General features: G+C 71.1%; 16 protein-coding genes. 12 read left to right on the top strand and 4 right to left on the bottom strand.

The genetic code is table 11. From position 1 onward, the window contains the following. Positions 1-7: 7 nt before the first annotated feature. Together SMA5143A_RS20790 and SMA5143A_RS20785 are read right to left on the bottom strand one after the other, a co-directional pair. Positions 8-1165, bottom strand: a complete 1158-nt coding sequence (locus SMA5143A_RS20790; RefSeq protein ID WP_099964685.1) for an acyl-CoA dehydrogenase family protein — start codon at positions 1163-1165, stop codon at positions 8-10. Between the two features lie 228 nt (positions 1166-1393). Continuing rightward, a complete protein-coding gene (locus tag SMA5143A_RS20785; RefSeq protein ID WP_107464387.1) occupies positions 1394-2176 on the bottom strand; it encodes a TetR/AcrR family transcriptional regulator in 783 nt (260 codons plus the stop codon). 87 nt (positions 2177-2263) lie between these two features. Here SMA5143A_RS20785 and SMA5143A_RS20780 point away from each other — a divergent pair, with 87 nt between their 5' ends. From SMA5143A_RS20780 to SMA5143A_RS20735, 10 genes are all read left to right on the top strand, one after another. Beyond that, positions 2264-3880 (top strand): carboxyl transferase domain-containing protein, encoded by a 1617-nt coding sequence (locus tag SMA5143A_RS20780; protein WP_107464386.1) that lies wholly within the window; start codon positions 2264-2266, stop codon positions 3878-3880. 19 nt (positions 3881-3899) lie between these two features. Next, positions 3900-5846 (top strand): acetyl/propionyl/methylcrotonyl-CoA carboxylase subunit alpha, encoded by a 1947-nt coding sequence (locus SMA5143A_RS20775; RefSeq protein ID WP_107464444.1) that lies wholly within the window; start codon positions 3900-3902, stop codon positions 5844-5846. Positions 5847-5899: 53 nt separating this feature from the next. Beyond that, positions 5900-6829: a hydroxymethylglutaryl-CoA lyase gene (locus tag SMA5143A_RS20770; protein WP_107464443.1), complete on the top strand. Its 930-nt coding sequence runs from the start codon at positions 5900-5902 to the stop codon at positions 6827-6829. Positions 6830-6835: 6 nt separating this feature from the next. Beyond that, positions 6836-7996 (top strand): acyl-CoA dehydrogenase family protein, encoded by a 1161-nt coding sequence (locus tag SMA5143A_RS20765; RefSeq protein WP_107464385.1) that lies wholly within the window; start codon positions 6836-6838, stop codon positions 7994-7996. A 155-nt stretch (positions 7997-8151) separates the two neighbouring features. Beyond that, positions 8152-9201 (top strand): ABC transporter substrate-binding protein, encoded by a 1050-nt coding sequence (locus tag SMA5143A_RS20760; protein WP_107464384.1) that lies wholly within the window; start codon positions 8152-8154, stop codon positions 9199-9201. 222 nt (positions 9202-9423) lie between these two features. Then, positions 9424-10281 carry a siderophore-interacting protein gene (locus SMA5143A_RS20755; protein ID WP_107464383.1) on the top strand — a complete coding sequence of 286 codons (858 nt, stop codon included), beginning with the start codon at positions 9424-9426 and terminating at the stop codon, positions 10279-10281. Between the two features lie 193 nt (positions 10282-10474). Then, positions 10475-11944, top strand: coding sequence for a lysine decarboxylase DesA (gene desA, locus SMA5143A_RS20750; RefSeq protein WP_107464382.1), 1470 nt, complete (start codon positions 10475-10477; stop codon positions 11942-11944). Beyond that, a complete protein-coding gene (locus SMA5143A_RS20745; protein WP_107464381.1) occupies positions 11925-13214 on the top strand; it encodes a lysine N(6)-hydroxylase/L-ornithine N(5)-oxygenase family protein in 1290 nt (429 codons plus the stop codon). Before desA ends, SMA5143A_RS20745 begins: the two co-directional genes overlap by 20 nt. Beyond that, on the top strand, positions 13211-13756 hold the full coding sequence (locus SMA5143A_RS20740; RefSeq protein ID WP_107464380.1) for a GNAT family N-acetyltransferase: 546 nt from the start codon (positions 13211-13213) through the stop codon (positions 13754-13756). Before SMA5143A_RS20745 ends, SMA5143A_RS20740 begins: the two co-directional genes overlap by 4 nt. Then, positions 13753-15525 (top strand): IucA/IucC family protein, encoded by a 1773-nt coding sequence (locus tag SMA5143A_RS20735; protein ID WP_107464379.1) that lies wholly within the window; start codon positions 13753-13755, stop codon positions 15523-15525. Before SMA5143A_RS20740 ends, SMA5143A_RS20735 begins: the two co-directional genes overlap by 4 nt. Positions 15526-15751: 226 nt before the next feature. On the opposite strand, the gene SMA5143A_RS20730 is transcribed toward SMA5143A_RS20735, so the two are convergent. After that, positions 15752-17377 (bottom strand): beta-N-acetylhexosaminidase, encoded by a 1626-nt coding sequence (locus tag SMA5143A_RS20730; RefSeq protein WP_107464378.1) that lies wholly within the window; start codon positions 17375-17377, stop codon positions 15752-15754. Positions 17378-17478: 101 nt separating this feature from the next. On the opposite strand from SMA5143A_RS20730, the gene SMA5143A_RS20725 reads away from it, so the two are divergent. Next, on the top strand, positions 17479-18342 hold the full coding sequence (locus SMA5143A_RS20725) for a DUF4429 domain-containing protein (protein WP_107464377.1): 864 nt from the start codon (positions 17479-17481) through the stop codon (positions 18340-18342). Between the two features lie 53 nt (positions 18343-18395). On the opposite strand, the gene SMA5143A_RS20720 is transcribed toward SMA5143A_RS20725, so the two are convergent. Further along, the gene (locus SMA5143A_RS20720; protein WP_181361946.1) at positions 18396-19970 is read right to left on the bottom strand and encodes a purple acid phosphatase family protein; all 1575 of its coding nucleotides are present in this window, start codon (positions 19968-19970) and stop codon (positions 18396-18398) included. Between the two features lie 186 nt (positions 19971-20156). On the opposite strand from SMA5143A_RS20720, the gene SMA5143A_RS20715 reads away from it, so the two are divergent. Continuing rightward, a complete protein-coding gene (locus tag SMA5143A_RS20715) occupies positions 20157-20414 on the top strand; it encodes a hypothetical protein (protein WP_107464375.1) in 258 nt (85 codons plus the stop codon). Positions 20415-20445: the final 31 nt, after the last annotated feature.

The following is a 20445-nucleotide window of genomic DNA, read 5'->3' as shown; positions in this document are numbered from 1 at the left end:
CCGGACCTTAAAGACCCATGTCCTTCGCGATGATCGACTTCATGATCTCGCTGGTGCCGCCGTAGATGCGGTTGACGCGGTTGTCCGCGTACAGGCGGGCGATCGGGTACTCGTTCATGAAGCCGTAGCCGCCGTGCAGCTGAAGGCAGCGGTCGATGACGCGGTGCGCGACCTCGGTGGTGAACAGCTTGGCGCTGGCGGCCTCGGCCGGGGTGAGCTCACCGGCGTCGAGGGCCTCCGTGGCGCGGTCGACGACGGCCTCGGCGGCGTCCACCTCGGCCTGGCAGGCGGCCAGCTCGAACTTGGTGTTCTGGAAGGCGGCGACGGGCTGGCCGAAGACGACGCGCTCCTGCACGTACTGCTTGGCGAACCGGATCGCGGCCTTGGCCTGCGCGTAGGCGCCGTAGGCGATGCCCCAGCGCTCGGAGGCGAGGTTGTGGCCGAGGTAGTAGAAGCCCTTGTTCTCCTCGCCGAGGAGGTCCTCGACGGGGACCTTGACGTCGACGAAGGCCAGCTCGGCGGTGTCGGAGGTCTTCAGACCGAGCTTGTCGAGCTTGCGGCCGACCGAGTAGCCCTCGGCCTTGGTGTCCACGACGAACAGGGAGATGCCGTGGCGGCGGTCCTCCTTGGTCGGGGCGGCCGTACGGGCGCAGACGATCATGCGGTCGGCGTGCACACCGCCGGTGATGAAGGTCTTGGCGCCGTTGAGGACGTAGTGCGTGCCGTCCTCGCTGAGCTTGGCGGTGGTGCGCATGCCCGCGAGGTCGGAGCCGGTGCCCGGCTCGGTCATCGCGATCGCCCACATCTCCTCGCCGGAGACGAACTTGGGCAGGTACCGCTTCTTCTGCTCGTCGTTGGCGAGCATCTTGATGTACGGCAGGCCGAGCAGCACGTGCACGCCGGAGCCGCCGAAGGTGATGCCGGCGCGGGCGGTCTCCTCGTAGAGCACGGCCTCGAACTTGTACGAGTCGATGCCGGCGCCGCCGTACTCCTCGTCCACGCGGATGCCGAAGACGCCCAGCTCGGCGAGCTTGTAGTAGAAGTCGCGCGGCGCCTGGCCCGCGGCCAGCCACTCGTCGTAGACGGGGACGACCTCGGCCTCGATGAAGGCACGCAGGGTCTCCCGGAACGCCTCGTGATCCTCGTTGAACACCGTACGGCGCACGGCCGACCCCTTTCTGCGCCCGAACCGGCGCCACTGTCACCCACATGGCTGCAAGCCGGCGGAACCGGGCCGACGGCCGCACTCCGCTTGGCTAAGCGCTTGCTCAGACTCAACGGTACCGGCGAGTACGAACAACCGTCCAGACAATCCAGGGGGTAACGCTCGTCACGCCGGGCGCCCCGCCCGGCCCTCGCGGGGCGTGCGGCGCGCGGCCCGTCACCCGTCGGCTCACTCGCCGTCGGCGGCCGCCGCGAAGGCCCCCCGGGCCATCCGGTGGAGGAGTTCCGCCGTGGCCGCACGGCCGGGCAGGGAGCCGGGGCGGCCGAGGTGGGGGGTGGAGTTCAGGAGGCCGAAGACCGAGTGGACGGCCGAGCGGGCGGCGGGCTCGGCGAGGGCGGGGTAGACCTCGCGGAGCACCTCGACCCACAGTTCGACGTACTGCCGCTGGAGCTGGCGCACCAGCTTGCGGTCGCTGTCGCGGAGGCGGTCCAGCTCACGGTCGTGCAGGGTGATGAGGGGACGGTCGTCGAGGGCGAAGTCGATGTGCCCCTCGATGAGCGAGTCGAGCAACGCCCCGGAATCCCGCCGACTCCCGCCCCCGTCCCCCCGCACACCGGCGGGGCCCCCGACGGCCGACACACCATCGGCACCGCCGGCCGCCACGGCGCCACCAGCGCCCCCGGCGGCACCGGCGCCAGCGGCCCGCCCGGCGATCCCGGCGCCCCCCGCGCTCCTGGCACCCACGGCTCCCCGGGCGGCGCCCGCCGAGCCGTCCGCCTCGGCGATCCTGCGCTTCGCGCCCGTCAGCAGCCGGCCGCTGATGCCGACCAGCAGTTCGGCGAGCATCGCGTCCTTGCCGGCGAAGTGGCGGTAGAGGCCGGGGCCGCTGATGCCGACGGCGGCGCCTATCTCGTCGACGCCGACACCGTGGAAGCCGCGCTCGGCGAACAGCCGGGCGGCCTCCTTGAGGATCTGCTCGCGGCGGGTGGGGGCGTCGGTTCTGGTGGCCATGGAGCCAATTCTAGACAGGGAGGTTAGCGGTCGTTAACCTGGAGGAAATGCGTTAACGCTCATTAACAAAGGTGAGGGGACCGCACGATGGACCAGGCACCGGAGCTCACGACCGCGGTGGACCCCGTGGCGGAGTCGTTTCGGGCCAATGAGGCCGCGCACCGCGCCCTCGGCGAGGAGCTGCGCGCCCGGCTGGCCGCCGCCCGCCTCGGCGGCGGCGAGAAGGCGCGCGCCCGGCACACCGCCCGGGGCAAGCTGCTGCCGAGGGACCGGGTCGACACCCTCCTGGACCCGGGCTCGCCCTTCCTGGAGCTGGCCCCCCTCGCCGCCGACGGCATGTACGACGGGCAGGCGCCGGCGGCCGGGGTGATCGCCGGGATCGGCAGGGTCAGCGGCCGCGAGTGCGTGATCGTGGCCAACGACGCCACCGTCAAGGGCGGCACGTACTACCCGATGACGGTGAAGAAGCACCTGAGGGCCCAGGAGGTGGCGCTGGAGAACCGCCTCCCCTGCCTCTATCTCGTCGACTCGGGCGGCGCCTTCCTGCCCATGCAGGACGAGGTCTTCCCCGACCGCGAGCACTTCGGCCGGATCTTCTACAACCAGGCCCGGATGTCGGGCGCGGGCATCCCGCAGATCGCGGCCGTCCTCGGCTCGTGCACGGCGGGCGGCGCGTACGTCCCCGCCATGAGCGACGAGGCCGTGATCGTCCGCGACCAGGGGACGATCTTCCTCGGCGGCCCCCCGCTGGTGAAGGCCGCCACGGGTGAGGTCGTCACCGCGGAGGAGCTGGGCGGCGGCGAGGTGCACTCCCGGGTCTCCGGGGTCACCGACCACCTCGCCGAGGACGACGCGCACGCCCTGCGGATCGTGCGGACCATCGTCTCCACACTGCCCTCGCGCGGCCCGCTCCCCTGGTCGGTGGCACCGGCCGTCGAGCCCAAGGTGGACCCGTACACGCTGTACGGGGCGGTGCCGGTCGACTCGCGCACCCCGTACGACGTACGGGAGGTCATCGCGCGCGTGGTCGACGGCTCGCGCTTCGCCGAGTTCAAGGCGGAGTTCGGGCAGACCCTCGTCACCGGCTTCGCCCGGATCCACGGCCACCCGGTGGGGATCGTCGCCAACAACGGCATCCTGTTCTCGGAGTCGGCCCAGAAGGGCGCCCACTTCATCGAGCTGTGCGACCAGCGCGGCATCCCGCTGCTGTTCCTCCAGAACATCTCGGGCTTCATGGTCGGCCGGGACTACGAGGCCGGCGGCATCGCCAAGCACGGCGCCAAGATGGTGACGGCGGTGGCCTGCACCCGCGTCCCCAAGCTGACGGTCGTCGTCGGCGGCTCGTACGGCGCGGGCAACTACTCGATGTGCGGCCGGGCCTACTCGCCGCGCTTCCTGTGGATGTGGCCCAACGCCAAGATCTCGGTGATGGGCGGCGAGCAGGCCGCGTCCGTGCTGGCCACCGTGAAGCGGGACCAACTGGAGGCGCGGGGCGAGCAGTGGCCCCTGGAGGACGAGGAGTCCTTCAAGGACCCGATCCGCGCCCAGTACGAGCGCCAGGGGAACGCCTACTACGCCACCGCCCGCCTCTGGGACGACGGCGTGATCGACCCGCTGGACACCCGCCAGGTCCTGGGCCTCGCCCTGACCGCCTGCGCCAACGCGCCCCTGGGTGACCCCCAGTTCGGCGTCTTCCGGATGTGAGGGGGCTGTGAACGTGAGCATGTTCGACACGGTGCTGGTGGCCAACCGCGGCGAGATCGCCGTCCGCGTCATCCGCACCCTCCGCGCCCTCGGCGTCCGCTCGGTCGCGGTGTACTCCGACGCGGACGCCGACGCCCGGCACGTACGGGAGGCCGACACGGCGGTACGGATCGGCCCGGCGCCGGCGGCGGAGAGCTATCTGTCGGTGGAGCGCCTGCTGGAGGCGGCGGCCCGCACGGGCGCGCAGGCCGTGCACCCGGGGTACGGCTTCCTCGCGGAGAACGCCGGGTTCGCGCGGGCGTGCGCCGAGGCGGGCCTGGTCTTCATCGGGCCGCCCGCCGACGCCATCTCCCTCATGGGCGACAAGATCCGCGCCAAGGAGACGGTCCGGGCGGCCGGGGTGCCGGTGGTCCCCGGCTCCAGCGGCAGCGGTCTGACCGACGACCGGCTCGCGGACGCGGCGCGGGAGATCGGTATGCCGGTGCTGCTGAAGCCCAGCGCGGGCGGCGGCGGCAAGGGCATGCGGCTGGTGCGGGACGAGGCGGCGCTGGCCGACGAGATCGCCGCCGCCCGCCGTGAGGCCCGCGCCTCCTTCGGCGACGACACCTTGCTCGTGGAGCGGTGGATCGACCGCCCCCGGCACATCGAGATCCAGGTCCTGGCCGACAACCACGGGCACGTGATCCACCTCGGGGAGCGCGAGTGCTCCCTCCAGCGCCGCCACCAGAAGGTGATCGAGGAGGCGCCCAGCGTCCTGCTCGACGAGGCCACCCGTGCCGCGATGGGCGAGGCGGCGGTCCAGGCGGCCCGCTCCTGCGGCTACTCCGGCGCGGGCACGGTCGAGTTCATCGTCCCCGGCGGCGACCCGTCGTCGTACTACTTCATGGAGATGAACACCCGCCTCCAGGTGGAGCACCCGGTGACCGAGCTGGTCACGGGCATCGACCTGGTGGAGTGGCAGCTGCGGGTCGCGGCCGGTGAGCGGCTCGCCCTCACGCAGGACGACATCCGGCTGACGGGCCACGCCGTCGAGGCCCGGATCTGCGCCGAGGACCCCTCACGCGGCTTCCTGCCCTCCGGTGGCACGATCCTCAGGCTGCGCGAACCGCAGGGCGACGGTGTCCGCACGGACTCCGGCCTCACCGAGGGCACGGAGGTCGGCTCGCTGTACGACCCGATGCTCTCCAAGGTCATCGCGTACGGCCCCGACCGGCCCACCGCGCTGCGCCGGCTCCGGGCCGCCCTCGCCGGGACGGTCACCCTGGGCGTCCAGACCAATGCCGGGTTCCTGCGGCGGCTGCTGGCGCATCCGGCGGTGGTCGCGGGCGACCTGGACACGGGCCTGGTCGAGCGGGAGGTCGACGGGCTGGTGTCGGAGGGGGTGCCCGAGGCCGTGTACGAGGCGGCGGCGGCCGTGCGGCTCGACGGACTGACGCCCCGGGGAGAGGGCTGGACCGACCCCTTCTCGGTGCCGAGCGGCTGGCGCCTCGGCGGTGAGAGCGTTCCGCCGGCCTTCGACCTGCGGGTGCCGGGCCTGGAACCCGTCACCCATCGCCCGCTGGGCAGCCACACCGTCACCGACGACCGGGTCACCGTGACCCTGGACGGCGTCCGTCACACGTTCCACCGGGCCGCCGACTGGCTCGGCGGGGACGGCGACGCCTGGCACGTACGGGACCACGACCCGGTGGCCGCCGCCCTGACCGGCGCGGCGCACGGGGGCGCGGACTCGCTGACGGCGCCGATGCCCGGCACGGTCACCGTGGTGAAGGTGGCCGTCGGGGACGAGGTGAGCGCCGGTCAGAGTCTGCTGGTGGTGGAGGCGATGAAGATGGAGCACGTCATCGCCGCACCGCACTCCGGGACCGTCACCGAGCTGGACGTGGCGCCGGGCACGACCGTCGCCATGGACCAGGTGCTGGCGGTCGTCGCCCCGCACGAGCAGGACGAGGAGGCCGCGCGATGACCTCACCGGACAGCACGGGTGCGACCAAGGAGGGTCCCGTCCTCGGCCTGCCGATGACCGTGCCCGCACCGGCCGCCGACGGGCTCCCGGCACGGGTCCGCATCCACGAGGTGGGCGCCCGTGACGGCCTGCAGAACGAGAAGGCGACCGTCCCGACGGAGGTGAAGGCCGAGTTCGTCCGCCGCCTGGCCGACGCGGGGCTGACGACGATCGAGGCGACGAGCTTCGTGCACCCCAAGTGGGTGCCGCAGCTCGCCGACGCCGAGGCGCTGTTCCCACGGGTCGCCGGCCTGCCGGTGGACCTGCCGGTCCTGGTGCCCAACGAGCGCGGTCTCGACCGGGCCCTGGCGCTGGGCGCCCGCCGGGTGGCCGTCTTCGCCAGCGCCACCGAGTCCTTCGCCAAGGCCAACCTCAACCGCACGGTCGACGAGGCGCTGGCCATGTTCGACCCGGTGGTGAGCATGGCGAAGGCCGACGGCGTGCATGTGCGGGGCTATCTCTCCATGTGCTTCGGCGACCCCTGGGAGGGCCCGGTGCCGGTCCCGCAGGTCGTCCGGGTCTGCCGGGCCCTCATCGACCTGGGCTGCGACGAGCTGAGCCTCGGCGACACCATCGGCGTCGCCACCCCGGGCCATGTGCGGGCGCTGCTCACCGCGCTGAACGAGGCGGGGGTACCGACGTCGGCCCTCGGTGTCCACTTCCACGACACCTACGGCCAGGCCCTCGCCAACACCCTCGCGGCGCTGCGGCACGGCGTCACGACCGTCGACGCCTCCGCCGGCGGCCTCGGCGGCTGCCCCTACGCCAGGAGCGCCACCGGCAACCTCGCCACGGAAGACCTCGTGTGGATGCTGCGGGGCCTCGGCATCGACACCGGCGTCGACCTCGGCCGTCTCGTCGCCACCAGCGCGTGGATGGCCGACCACCTGGGCCGACCCAGCCCGTCCCGCACCGTACGAGCCCTCTCCCACAAGGAGCAGTGAGTTTTCATGGACCACCACCTCTCTCCCGAACTGGAAGAACTCCGCCGTACGGTCGAGGAGTTCGCGCACGAGGTCGTCGCACCGAAGATCGGCGACTTCTACGAGCGCCATGAGTTCCCGTACGAGATCGTGCGCGAGATGGGCCGTATGGGCCTGTTCGGGCTGCCGTTCCCGGAGGAGTACGGCGGTATGGGCGGCGACTACCTGGCGCTCGGTATCGCCCTGGAGGAGCTGGCGCGGGTGGACTCGTCCGTGGCCATCACCCTGGAGGCGGGGGTGTCCCTGGGCGCCATGCCGATCCATCTGTTCGGCACGCCGGCCCAGAAGGAGGAGTGGCTGCCGCGGCTGTGCTCCGGGGAGATCCTGGGCGCGTTCGGCCTCACCGAGCCGGACGGCGGCTCGGACGCGGGCGCGACCCGTACGACGGCCCGGCTGGACGAGGAGACCAACGAGTGGGTGATCAACGGCAGCAAGTGCTTCATCACCAACTCGGGCACCGACATCACGAGCCTCGTCACGGTCACGGCGGTGACCGGCCGCACCCCCGAGGGCAAGCCGCTGATCTCCTCCATCATCGTCCCGTCCGGCACCCCGGGCTTCACGGTGGCGGCCCCCTACTCCAAGGTCGGCTGGAACGCCTCCGACACCCGTGAGTTGTCCTTCTCCGACGTCCGGGTCCCGGCGGAGAACCTCCTCGGTGAACTCGGCCGCGGCTACGCGCAGTTCCTGCGCATCCTCGACGAGGGCCGGATCGCCATCTCGGCACTCGCCACGGGGCTCGCCCAGGGCTGCGTGGACGAGTCGGTGAAGTACGCCAAGGAGCGCCATGCCTTCGGCCGGCCGATCGGCTCCAACCAGGCGATCCAGTTCAAGATCGCCGACATGGAGATGAAGGCCCACACGGCCCGCCTCGCCTGGCGGGACGCGGCCTCACGGCTGGTCGCCGGGGAGCCGTTCAAGAAGGAGGCGGCGCTGGCGAAGCTGTACTCCTCCACGGTCGCCGTCGACAACGCCCGCGACGCCACGCAGATCCACGGCGGCTACGGCTTCATGAACGAGTACCCGGTGGCCCGTATGTGGCGCGACTCCAAGATCCTGGAGATCGGCGAGGGCACGAGCGAGGTCCAGCGCATGCTGATCGCCCGCGAGTTGGGGCTCGTGGGCTGAGACCGCCGTATCGAGGAGGCCGGATCCGTTCTCACGGGTCCGGCCTTCTGACGTGCGGGCGACCCCGCCCCCTGGACACATAGTGAGGTTAGGCTAACCTATCTTCGAACTCGCCCTCGGGCGGCACTCCGCCCCGTTCGAAAGTAGCCATACTCATGCCCAACGCCAGCGCCGCCCACCTCACCCGCCGTGGCATCCTCGCCGCCGGTGGCGCACTCGGTCTCGGTGCCGTGCTCACGGCCTGCGGAGACGACAAGGCGAGCAGCGGCGCCGGCTCCGGCAAGGAGACGGCTGCCGCCAAGTCGGGCCCCTGGACGTTCAAGGACGACCGCGACGAGACCGTCAAGCTCGACAGGACCCCGGCGAACATCGTCGCGTTCGTGGGGGTCGCCGCCGCACTGCACGACTACGGCATCGGCGTGACGGGGGTCTTCGGCCCGACCAGGCTCCAGAACGGCAAGGCCGACGTCCAGGCCGGCGACCTCGACATCAGCAAGGTCACCGTCATCGGCAACGTCTGGGACGAGTTCAGCGTCGAGAAGTACGCGGCCCTCTCCCCCGACGTCCTCATCACCACGATGTTCGACGACGCGGGCACCCTCTGGTACGTGCCCGACGCGTCCAAGGACCAGATCGCGGGGCTCGCCCCGAGCGTCGGCATCTCCGTGTACGACCGTCAGATGACCGAGCCGCTCCAGCGGGTCTACGAGCTCGCCGAGTCGCTGGGCGCGGACGTCACGTCGAAGAAGGTCACCGCGGCGAAGAAGCGGTTCGAGGACGCCGCCGCCCGGCTGCGCGCGGCCACCAAGGCCAAGCCGGACATCAAGGTGCTGGCCGGTTCCGCCAGCCAGGACATCTTCTACGTGTCCGGCTCGAACCTCTCCATCGACCTGGAGTACTTCAAGGCCCTCGGCGTGAACTTCGTCGAGCCGAGCGCCGAGGCCCTCAAGGCCAGCGGCGGCTGGTTCGAGAACCTGAGCTGGGAGAACGTCGACAAGTACGACGCGGACGTCATCATCATGGACAACCGCACGTCGGCGATCCAGCCGGACGCGATCGAAGAGGCGACCTGGAAGAAGCTGCCCGCGGTCAAGGCCGGGCAGGTCATCGGGCGCAACCCCGAGCCGATCCTGTCCTACGACAAGTGCGCGCCGCTCCTGGAGGAACTGGCCGAGGCGATCGAGAAGGCGAAGAAGGTCAGCTAGGCCCGTCCGGGCTGAGGCCGGGGGGCGACCGCGGGTCCGGTGGGGCTTCTCGCGCAGTTCCCCGCGCCCCTGAAGGCAACGGCCCCTGCGGGCCGTTGAAAAAGCACGGGGCGCAGCCCCTGCTTTTTCAGGGGCGCGGGGAACTGCGCGACCAGCCCCCACCGGACCCGCACCCGCCCACGAACCCACACCCGCTCCCGCCCCCCTACCCAGGAGCCCTTCATGACGACGGCCGTAGCCGCACCCTTCCGTTTCTTCTCTCTTCAGGTCGTACGGACGGAGCGGCTGGGGCCGTCTCTCGTGCGCGTCTCCTTCGCGGGGGACGACCTGCGGTTCTTCCTGTCGGACGGGAGGGACCAGTCACTGTCGCTGTTCCTGCCGCAGCCGGGGCAGGACGCCCCCGCCGTTCCGTACGAGTTGGGCGACGGCTGGTGGCAGGCGTGGCGGGAGCTGCCGGACGACGTGCGGGCGGTGATGCGCTCGTACACGCTGCGGGGGCTGCGGGCCGACGGGCGCGGGGAGACCGTCGAGATCGACATCGACTTCGTGCTGCACGGGGTGGAGCCGGGGGCCGCCGTGCCCGCCGGGCCCGCGTCACGGTGGGCGTCACGGGCGTCGGCCGGGGACCGGGTCGTGCTGCTCGGGCCGGCGGTCGCCGACAACCGGGCGATCCGGTTCCGGCCGCCGGCCGACACCGATCTGGTGCTGATCTGGGGGGACGAGACGGCGTTGCCCGCCGCCTCGGCGATCCTGGAGTCGCTGCCCGCCGGGATGCCGGCACGGGTCTGGCTGGAGGTCCGCCACGCGGGAGACATCCAGGACCTGTCCACCGAGGCCGACGCCGAGATCACCTGGCTGGTGCGCGGCGAGGGCACGCCGTCCGCGCTGGACGCCGTCCGCGCCGCCCCGCTGCCGTCCGGCGGGCTTCCGTACGCGTGGATCGCCGGGGAGTCCGGCCGGGTCAAGGAGCTGCGCCGGCATCTCGTGCGGGAGCGCGGGATCGACAAGCGGCGCGTGACGTTCGTCGGGTACTGGCGTGAGGGCCTGACGGAGGAACAGCTGCGCGAGCGCGGCGAGTAGCCCCGACGCACCAACTGCCCACCTTCCAGAGGTGGTTGACGTGATGTCGGTCACGGACGAGGCATGACCTCGGTCGACTAACTTAGGTTAGGCTAACCTAAGTGAACCGATGTTTCCGCCCTCTCTCCTCGCCCATCGGCCCCCACTCGCCTCACCGTCCCGCCCGGACCGCCCCCGCTCGGAGGACCTCCCCATGCGCTCGCACCTGCTCAATGACACGACCGCGGAGCGGTACCGCCGCACCGTGACCGAAGGCGTGGAGCGGGTGGCGGCCAAACTCGCCACCACCGACCGGCCGTTCACCGGTGTCGGCCCCGACGCCCTCGCTCCCGTCATCGAGGAGATCGACCTCGACAAGCCGCTGCACGACACGGCCGCCGTCCTCGACGAGCTGGAGGACGTCTACCTCCGGGACGCGATCTACTTCCACCACCCCCGCTACCTCGCCCACCTCAACTGCCCGGTCGTCATCCCGGCCGTGCTCGGCGAGGCCGTCCTGTCCGCCGTCAACTCCTCGCTGGACACCTGGGACCAGTCCGCGGGCGGCACGCTGATCGAGCGGAAGCTCATCGACTGGACCAACGAGCGCGTCGGCTTCGGCCCCGCCGCCGACGGCGTCTTCACCTCCGGCGGCTCGCAGTCCAACCTCCAGGCCCTGCTCCTCGCCCGGGAGGAGGCGAAGCCGGGGCCCGGCCGGTGGCAGGGGCCGGCCGACCACACCCGACTGCGGATCTTCGCCTCCGAGGTCAGCCACTTCAGCGTGCAGAAGTCCGCGAAACTGCTGGGCCTCGGGCAGGACGCGGTCGTCACCGTGCCGGTGGACGCCGACAAGCGGATGCAGACCATGGCGCTCGCCCGTGAGCTGGAGCGCTGCAAGGCCGAGGGCCTCGTCCCCATGGCCGTGGTCGCCACCGCCGGCACCACCGACTTCGGGTCCATCGACCCGCTCCCCGAGATCGCCGAGCTGTGCGCCCAGTACGGGGCGTGGATGCACGTCGACGCCGCCTACGGCTGCGGACTGCTCGTCTCCCGCAAGCGGCGCGCCCTGCTCGACGGGATCGAGCGCGCCGACTCGGTCACCGTCGACTACCACAAGTCCTTCTTCCAGCCGGTGAGTTCGTCCGCCGTCCTGGTGAGGGACGGGGCGACCCTGCGCCACGCGACGTACCACGCGGAGTACCTCAACCCGCGCCGTACGGTCACCGAGCGCATCCCCAACCAGGTCGACAAGTCCCTCCAGACCACCCGCCGCTTCGACGCGCTGAAGCTGTGGATGACGCTGCGCACGATGGGCGCCGACGGCATCGGGGAACTGTTCGACGAGGTGTGCGACCTGGCGGAGGAGGGCTGGCGGCTGCTCGCCGCCGACCCGCGCTACGACGTGGTCGTGGAGCCCCGGCTGTCCACGCTGGTCTACCGCTACATCCCCGGGACCGTCACCGACCCGGCCGAGATCGACCGCGCCAACCTGTACGCCCGCAAGGCCCTGTTCGCCTCCGGCGACGCCGTGGTGGCGGGCACCAAGGTGGGCGGCCGCCACTACCTGAAGTTCACCCTGCTCAACCCCGAGACCACGGTCGCCGACATCGCCGCCGTGCTCGATCTGATCGCCGGCCACGCCGAGCAGTACCTGGGAGAATCCCTTGACCGCGTCGCTTCCTGAATCCGCCGTGCACGTCCACGACTTCATCGGTATCGGACTGGGACCCTTCAACCTCGGCCTCGCCTGCCTCACCGAGCCCATCGCCGAGCTCGACGGGATCTTCCTGGACGCGAAGCCCCACTTCGAGTGGCACTCGGGGATGTTCCTCGACGGCGCCCACCTCCAGACCCCGTTCATGTCGGACCTGGTCACCCTCGCCGACCCGACGTCGCCGTACTCCTTCCTCAGCTACCTGAAGGACTCCGGCCGGCTGTACTCGTTCTACATCCGCGAGAACTTCTACCCCCTGCGCGTCGAGTACGACGACTACTGCCGCTGGGCCGCGAACCGGCTGAGCAACGTCCGCTTCGGCACGACGGTCACCGAGGTCACGTACGAGGACGACGTGTACGCCGTGCGGACGGCCGACGGCGACGTCCTGTACGCCCGCCGGCTGGTCCTCGGCACCGGCACCGTCCCCTACCTCCCCGAGGCGTGCGAGGGGCTGGGCGGCGACTTCTTCCACAACGCGCGGTACATGCACCGCAAGGCGGAACTGCTGAAGAAGAAGTCGATCACGATCGTCGGCAGCGGCCAGAGCGCCGCGGAGATTTACCACGAGCTGCTGTCCGAGATCGACGTCCACGGCTACCAGCTCAACTGGGTCACCCGCTCCCCGCGGTTCTTCCCGCTGGAGTACACCAAGCTGACACTGGAGATGACGTCCCCGGACTACATCGACTACTTCCGCGCGCTGCCCGAGAACACCCGCTACCGGCTGGAGAAGCAGCAGAAGGGCCTGTTCAAGGGCATCAACGGGGATCTGATCGACTCGATCTTCGACCTGCTCTACCAGAAGAACGTGACCTCCGGCGGCCGCCCGGTCCCGACCCGGCTGCTCACCAACTCGTCCCTGAACAGCGCCACCCACGAGGACGGGCGGTACACGCTCGGCTTCCGCCAGGACGAGCAGGGCAAGGACTTCGAGATCGAGACCGAGGGCCTGGTCCTGGCCACCGGCTACCACTACCGGCCGCCGGCGTTCCTCGCGCCGATCCGCGACCGGCTCGTCTTCGACGGTCACGGCCGCTTCGACGTGGCCCGCAACTACGCCGTCGACACCACCGGCCGCGGGATCTTCCTCCAGAACGCGGGCGTCCACACCCACAGCGTCACCTCGCCCGACCTGGGCATGGGCGCGTACCGCAACGCGTCCATCATCCGCGAGCTGCTGGGCACCGAGTACTACCCGGTCGAGAAGACCATCGCCTTCCAGGAGTTCGCGGTATGACCTTCACCTTCCGTCCCCTGGAACCGCTGGAGGACGCCGAGCTGCTGCACCGCTGGGTCACGCACCCCAAGGCGGCCTACTGGATGATGCAGGACGCCCGGCCGGCGGACGTCGAGCGCGCCTACAGGGAGATCGCGGCCGACCCGCACCACCACGCCCTGCTGGGCCTCGGCGACGGCGAGCCCGCGTTCCTCATGGAGAAGTACGACCCGGCCCACCGCGAGCTGGTGGGCCTGTACGAGCCGGAGCCCGGCGACGTGGGCATGCACTTCCTGGTGCCGCCGACGGACACCCCCGTGCACGGGTTCACCCGGTCCGTGATCACCGCCGTGATGGCGCACCTCTTCGAGGACCCGGCCACCCGCCGCGTCGTCGTCGAGCCGGACGTGTCCAACACGGCGGTGCACGCGCTCAACGCGTTCGTCGGCTTCGTCCCCGACCGTGAGATCGACAAGCCCGAGAAGCGCGCCCTGCTCAGCTTCTGCACCCGCGAGCAGTTCCTCGCCCGTCACCGCCTCGCCGCCCGAGGAGTCCCCGTATGACCCTGTCCGATGCCGTGGCGCATCTGTCCCCCCACCGCTGGGCACGGGCCAACCGCCTGCTCATCCGCAAAGCCCTCGCCGAGTTCGCCCACGAGCGGCTCATCACGCCGGAGGCCACCGCCGACGGCCGCTTCGAGGTCCGCGGCGACGACGGCCGGACCCGCTACGGGTTCACCGCGCGGCGCTACGCCCTCGACCACTGGCAGGTCGACGCCGACTCGATCACCCGTCACCGGGACGGCGTCGACCTCCCCCTCGCCGCCCTGGACTTCTTCATCGAACTGAAGGGGTCCCTGGGGCTGAGCGACGAGATCCTCCCGGTCTACCTGGAGGAGATCTCCTCCACCCTCTCCGGCACCTGCTACAAGCTGACCAAACCGCAGATCCCGGTCGCCGAGCTGGTGGACGCCGGTTTCCAGGCCATCGAGACGGGGATGACCGAGGGCCACCCCTGCTTCGTCGCCAACAACGGCCGCCTCGGCTTCGGCGTCCACGAGTACCTGGCCTACGCCCCGGAGACGGCGAGTCCGGTCCGCCTGGTCTGGCTGGCCGCGCACCGCTCCCGGGCGGCGTTCACGGCGGGCGTCGGCATCGAGTACGAGGCGTTCCTGCGGGACGAGCTGGGCGCGGAGACCGTCGCCCGCTTCACCTCCGTCCTCACCGACCTGGAACTCGACCCGGCCGACTACCTGTTCATCCCGGTCCACCCCTGGCAGTGGTGGAACAAGCTCTCCGTCACCTTCGCCGCCGAGGTCGCCCAGCGGCATCTGGTGCTGCTCGGCGAGGGCGACGACGAGTATCTGGCCCAGCAGTCCATCCGGACCTTCTTCAACAGCTCCAGCCCTCAGAAGCACTACGTCAAGACGGCCCTGTCCGTCCTCAACATGGGCTTCATGCGCGGCCTGTCCGCGGCGTACATGGAGGCGACCCCGGCGATCAACGACTGGCTGGCCGGGCTGATCGAGAACGACCCGGTGCTGAAGTCGACGGGCCTGTCGATCATCCGCGAACGGGCCGCCGTCGGCTACCGCCACCTGGAGTACGAGGCCGCCACCGACCGGTACTCCCCGTACCGCAAGATGCTGGCCGCGCTGTGGCGGGAGAGCCCCGTGTCCGGGCTCCAGGAGGGCGAGTCACTGGCGACGATGGCCTCCCTGCTCCACGTCGACCACGAGGGCCACGGCTTCGCGGCGGCCCTGATCACCCGCTCGGGCCTGACCCCGACGGAGTGGCTGCGCCGCTACCTGGAGGCGTACCTCACCCCGCTGCTGCACAGCTTCTACGCCTACGACCTGGTGTTCATGCCGCACGGCGAGAACGTCATCCTGGTCCTGAGGGACGGTGTGGTCGAGCGGGCCATCTACAAGGACATCGCCGAGGAGATCGCGGTCATGGACCCGCAGGCGGTCCTCCCGCCGGCGGTCGAGCGGGTGCGCGTGGACGTCCCCGACGACAAGAAACTCCTGTCGATCTTCACGGACGTCTTCGACTGCTTCTTCCGCTTCCTCGCCGCCCAGCTGGCCGAGGAGGGCGTGCTGGAGGAGGAGGACTTCTGGCGCACGGTCGCCGAGACGGTCCGCGACCATCAGCGGGCGCTGCCGGAACTCGCCGACAGGTTCGCCCAGTACGACATGTTCGCCCCCGAGTTCGCGCTGTCCTGCCTCAACCGGCTGCAACTGCGCGACAACCGCCAGATGGTCGACCTGTCGGACCCGGCGGGCGCGCTCCAACTGGTCGGCGACCTGAAGAACCCGATAGCCGGCCTTTAGCCTCCGGCAAGGCCCCCGTGAACAGACGGGCACCTCGGAGTACGGTCCTCCGAGGTGCCCGTCGCGTTGTGTCGAGCATGCGGGTGCGGCTGGGTGGGGGCTGATCGCGCAGTTCCCCGCGCCCCTTCACGGCATGGGTGGCACCCGGGTCTTTCAGGGGCGCGGGGAACTGCGCGAGCAACCACACACCACCCGCACCCGCCGACGAGACCCGAACCCCCGAGCTCTACCGCGCGCCCGGCCCACCACCCCACGGGACCTGCGGCGACCGGTGGTACCCGATCCCGAGCGCCTCCCACCGCGGCCCCTGCGCGGCCAGCCGCACCCGGTAGTCGCCCCAGTCGTGCGTGGACGCCGGCGACCAGCCCAGCTCGGCGACCCCCGGCAACCGGGGGAACACCATGTGATCCATGTCGGCCGGCGTCACGATCGTCTCCGTCCACAGCGGCGCCTCGACCCCCCGCACCGCGGACTTAGGCACCCCCGCCCCCGCCAGATAGGCGCCCGGATCCCAGTCGTAGGACCGCCGCACCTCCACGTACCCCGCCCAGTCGAGCCCCAGCCGCGTGTCCTTGTCGTACTTCATGTCGAGGTAGATCCGGTCGGCCGGCGAGAGGACGATCCCCGTGCCGCCCCGCGCGGCGGCCGCGACCCGCTCCTTCTCCTCCGGCTTCGTGCCGTCGAGGCCCCAGTACTGGGCGAGGGCGCCCCGCGCCGGGGTCGCGCCGGTGAGCTGGTGCCAGCCGATGACCGTCTTGCCGTACCGGGCGACGACCGGCTGCACCCGGTCCATGAACGTCACGTAGTCCGCGTGACTGGTGGAGTGCGCCTCGTCCCCGCCGATGTGGAGGTACCGGCCGGGGGTGAGCGCGGCCAGCTCCCGCACGACGTCGTCCACGAAGTCGTACGTGACGTCCTTGTCGACGCACAGCGAGCTGAAGCCGACGTCGGTGCCGGTGTAGAGCGGGGGCGCGACGCCGTCGCAGTTCAGCTCGGCGTAGGAGGCGAGGGCCGCGTTGGTGTGGCCGGGCATGTCGATCTCGGGGACGACCTCCAGATGGCGGGAGGCCGCGTACCGGACGATCTCCCGGTAGTCGGCCTTGGTGTAGAAGCCGCCGGGGCCGCCGCCGACCTGGGTGGAGCCGCCGTGGGCGGCGAGCCGCGGCCGGGAGTCGACGGCGATGCGCCAGCCCTGGTCGTCGGAGAGGTGCAGATGCAGCTTGTTGAACTTGTAGAGCGCCAACTGGTCGACGAACCGCCTGACCTGGTCGACGGTGAAGAAGTGCCGGGACACGTCGAGCATGGCCCCGCGCCAGCCGTAGCGCGGCACGTCCTCGACGGTGCCGCCGGCGACCGTCCAGGGTCCCGGCCGCACGGAGTCCTTCTCGACCGCCGGGGGCAGCAGTTGGCGCAGGGTCTGCACCCCGTGGAAGAGTCCGGCGGCCGTGCGGGCGGTGATCGTGACGCCGGAGCGGGCGCTGCGCAGCCGGTACCCCTCCTGCCCGAGCGCCGGCTCGTGCGCGGCCAACCGCAGCCGGACATCGCCCCCTTCGTCCCTCGCCCGGTCCGTCACGGGCAGCCGGTAGCCGGTCGACGGCCGCAGGAGGCCCGCCAGGTACTCCCCCACCCGGCGCGCCCCGGGGCCGCCGTCCACGACGAGGCGCGCGCCGCTCGTCAGCCGGTACGGCGTTCCCCCGGCCTCGACCCGGGCGGGGGCCGGGATCACCTGCCCGAGGGGGACCGTGGTGGCTTCGGCGTTCTCGGACACGGGCGCGGCTCCCACGGCGAAGATCCCGGTCACCACGAGCAGCAGCGCACCGAGAAGGCGAGTCGATCTGTGGCGCGGACTCACGACGTGCTCCCTCCCACAACCGAACGGACGACACCACCATCCCCGCAAAGCACCGCCAGGTCTAGACCATCCCGGCGCTCGGCCGGTGAAAGAATCCCCTCATGGCGGAAATCCTCCAGCGGGACGGGTCGTGGACCTTCGACGGTGACACCCTGCGGCTCACTCCGGGCCGCGACAAGAGCGTGAGCCTGCTCCGCAAGACACTCGGTGAACTCTCCGTCCCCCTGGGCGCGTTGGCGGGGATCTCGTTCGAGCAGGGCAGGAGGTCGGGACGGTTGCGCCTGCGGCTGCGCGACGGCGCCGACCCCCTGCTGCACGTGACGGGCGGCCGGCTCACCGACGGCAACGACCCGTACCAGCTGAGCGTCGACGCCGACCGGTACGGGGTCGCCGAGTACGTCGTGGACGAGATACGCAACGCGCTGCTGCTGGACCAGGTGCCCGCCGACGCGGTGGGCGCGTATCTGCTGCCGGGCCCGGTCGTCCCGCTCTCCGTCTCCGCCGGGGACGGCACGGCGAGCTTCGACGGGGAGCACGTACGCCTGGAGTGGAACTGGAAGACGGAGGACGCGAAGGCGGCGGCCGGGCCCCGGACACTGGCGCTGGCCGACATCGCGGCCGTGGAGTGGCAGCCCTCGGTGGGCCTGGAGAACGGCGCCCTGCGCTTCACCGTGCGGAACGCGCCGACCAAGGCGCCGGCCAAGTACGACCCCAACTCCGTGGAGCTGTGGGGCTTCAAGAAGGACCCGCTGATGGCGCTGGTCGCGGCGGCCGTACAGGCCCGGCTGCCGCATCCGTCGAGCGCCGGCGACACCGCGCCGAAGCAGCTCGCGCCCGCCGGCGGCGGGGACGACCACGACGCGCTGCTGCGCCGCCTGCGCGAACTGGGCGAGCTGCACAGGTCGGGTGTCCTCACGGACGAGGAGTTCACGCTGGCCAAGCAGGCGGTCCTCAAGCGCATGTGACACGCCCGAGGACCGCAGGGGGCCGCCGGGGACCGCCCGGCGCCCTTGGGGCGCTACTTGGCCCTGCGCGCGACGGTGAAGTGGTCGACCTGCTCGCCGGTCGCGGCGATGCCGCGCACGGTCAGCGTGGTGTGCCGCCCCTTCGGCGCGGGCTTCACGTCCACCCGGAGGAAGGAGTAGTCGAGGTAGCGCACCCGCGACCAGGCGACGGTCTCGTTCTGCTTGCCGTCCTTGGTGTTGACGAAGGACGCCACCGACTCGACCTCGTTCTCGTGGCCCTCGTAGGACTGCGGGGCGCTGAACGCGTAGAGGCTGCGGCCGGCCGCGCCCGCCGTGACATAGACCACGCCGTCGCTCTCCGGGTAGGCCGTGCCGCCGATCGGCAGCTTCCTGGTGACCTTGCCCGCCTTGATCACGTCGGTGCGCTCGTACTGGTGGTTGTGGCCGTTGATGACCAGGTCGACCGTGTACTTCTCGAACAGCGGCACCCACTCCTGGCGTACGCCGCCCTCGGAGGCGTGGGCGGTGGAGGTGCAGTAGGCGCAGTGGTGGAAGAAGACCACGATGAAGTCGATGTCCTCGGCGGCCCGGTACTTCTTCAGTTGGGCTTCCAGCCACTTGGTCTGGGTGCCGCCGGAGACGCCGAGGTTGGCGGGGATCTCGAAGGAGACGTCGTTGGCGTCGAGCGAGATCACGGCGGTGTTGCCGTAGACGAAGGAGTAGACGCCCGGCAGGTTCTTCTTGTCGGGGCCGTTGTCGGGGAGGCTCCAGCGGGCCTCCTCGCCGCCGTAGCCGCTCGGCGCGTACCACGCATCCATGTCGTGGTTGCCGTACGCGGGCATCCACGGGACGGACTTGGCGACGGACTCGGTCTGGGCGAGGAACTGGTCCCACACCCGCGAGTCGAAGCCCGTGTCGGCGGTCCTGCCCTGGCCGGCCGGGTCGGCGTAGGCGATGTCACCGGCGTGCAGGTGGAAGGCGGGGTTCTGGCCGAGGAGGAGGCTGTTGTTGGCGAGGCCGTGGTAGCCGACGCCCTCGTCGCCGAAGGCCGTGAAGGTGAAGGGCGTCTTGTGGGCGGGGGCGGTGGTGAAGGTGCCGAGGGTGCCGAGGAGGTGCGGCTCGGCCGGGTCGAAGCCCGCGTGGCCGACGCCGTAGTAGTAGGTGCGGCCGGGCTTGAGGTGGGTGAGCTTCGCGTGCACGTAGTACTGGGTGTGGTTGCCGCTCGCGCCCACGCCGGCCGGAGTGAACAGGGTGCGGACCTCGGCGTCGATCCGACGGGAGAGGTCCTGGGGGTGGGCGCCGATCCGGATGAAGGGCTTCTTGACGGCGACCGGGACCTGCCAGGAGACGCTGACCTCGGTGCGCGGGTCGTTGCCGAAGGCGAGGTGGCGGCCGAAGGGGGCGACGAGGGAGCCGTCGACGTGCTCGGCGCGCGGCGCGCCCTGGGTGGGGACGGCGCTCCGGGTGGCGGCCCGGGCCGCGGTGCCCGGCACGAACACGCCGCCCGTGACGGCGCCGATCGTGACCGCGCCGCCTCTGATCATCGTGCGCCGGGAGAAACGGGCGCGCAGGTACTCGTGCTGCTCGGCCATGCTCATGCGCTCGGCCAGCGACTCGGGAACGCCCATGCGAGGAATGTCCATGGCGTCCGAAAGTCGTCGCCTCAGGCGACGGGATGCGGGCCATCGGATGGACGGACTCCGAACAGGCGCCCATCACACGTTCAACGTTCCCCCAAGATTCCCCCGCAGTGGCCTGCCCGAAATCGGGCAGGATTCTTGCGAAACGCACGCCCGTACTCCAGGATCTACCGGGTGCACGACGAACTTGTCGATCATCTGACGCGGTCCACGCCCCTGAGCCGGGGCGAGGCGCTGCGGGTGATCCAGGACGTGCTCGCCTACTTCGACGAGACGACGGAGGACTACGTCCGTCGCCGCCACCGCGAGCTCCAGGCCCAGGGCCTGGTGAACGCGGCGATCTTCGAACGGATCGAGGCGGACCTGAGATACCGGGCGGTCGCGCCGCCGGAGCTCACGCTCAGGCAGCTGCGCCGCATCGTCTACGGCTGACGGGAAGGCCACGGACCCGGTCCACACCGAC

The sequence above is a fragment of the Streptomyces sp. MA5143a genome (assembly GCF_900290235.1).
Lineage (GTDB): Bacteria > Actinomycetota > Actinomycetes > Streptomycetales > Streptomycetaceae > Streptomyces.
The sequence above is the reverse complement of the archived record's forward strand: the minus strand, read 5'-3'. Positions and strand labels throughout refer to the sequence as shown.

Coding starts and splice junctions, on each gene's coding strand:
- SMA5143A_RS20740 (WP_107464380.1), top strand. CDS start 13,211: ATGACCTTCACCTTCCGTCCCCTGGAACCGCTGGAGGACGCCGAGCTG.
- SMA5143A_RS20780 (WP_107464386.1), top strand. CDS start 2,264: ATGGACCAGGCACCGGAGCTCACGACCGCGGTGGACCCCGTGGCGGAG.
- SMA5143A_RS20770 (WP_107464443.1), top strand. CDS start 5,900: ATGACCGTGCCCGCACCGGCCGCCGACGGGCTCCCGGCACGGGTCCGC.
- SMA5143A_RS20720 (WP_181361946.1), bottom strand. CDS start 19,970: ATGGGCGTTCCCGAGTCGCTGGCCGAGCGCATGAGCATGGCCGAGCAG.
- SMA5143A_RS20760 (WP_107464384.1), top strand. CDS start 8,152: ATGCCCAACGCCAGCGCCGCCCACCTCACCCGCCGTGGCATCCTCGCC.
- SMA5143A_RS20725 (WP_107464377.1), top strand. CDS start 17,479: ATGGCGGAAATCCTCCAGCGGGACGGGTCGTGGACCTTCGACGGTGAC.
- SMA5143A_RS20775 (WP_107464444.1), top strand. CDS start 3,900: ATGTTCGACACGGTGCTGGTGGCCAACCGCGGCGAGATCGCCGTCCGC.
- SMA5143A_RS20785 (WP_107464387.1), bottom strand. CDS start 2,176: ATGGCCACCAGAACCGACGCCCCCACCCGCCGCGAGCAGATCCTCAAG.
- desA (WP_107464382.1), top strand. CDS start 10,475: ATGCGCTCGCACCTGCTCAATGACACGACCGCGGAGCGGTACCGCCGC.
- SMA5143A_RS20765 (WP_107464385.1), top strand. CDS start 6,836: ATGGACCACCACCTCTCTCCCGAACTGGAAGAACTCCGCCGTACGGTC.
- SMA5143A_RS20735 (WP_107464379.1), top strand. CDS start 13,753: ATGACCCTGTCCGATGCCGTGGCGCATCTGTCCCCCCACCGCTGGGCA.
- SMA5143A_RS20755 (WP_107464383.1), top strand. CDS start 9,424: ATGACGACGGCCGTAGCCGCACCCTTCCGTTTCTTCTCTCTTCAGGTC.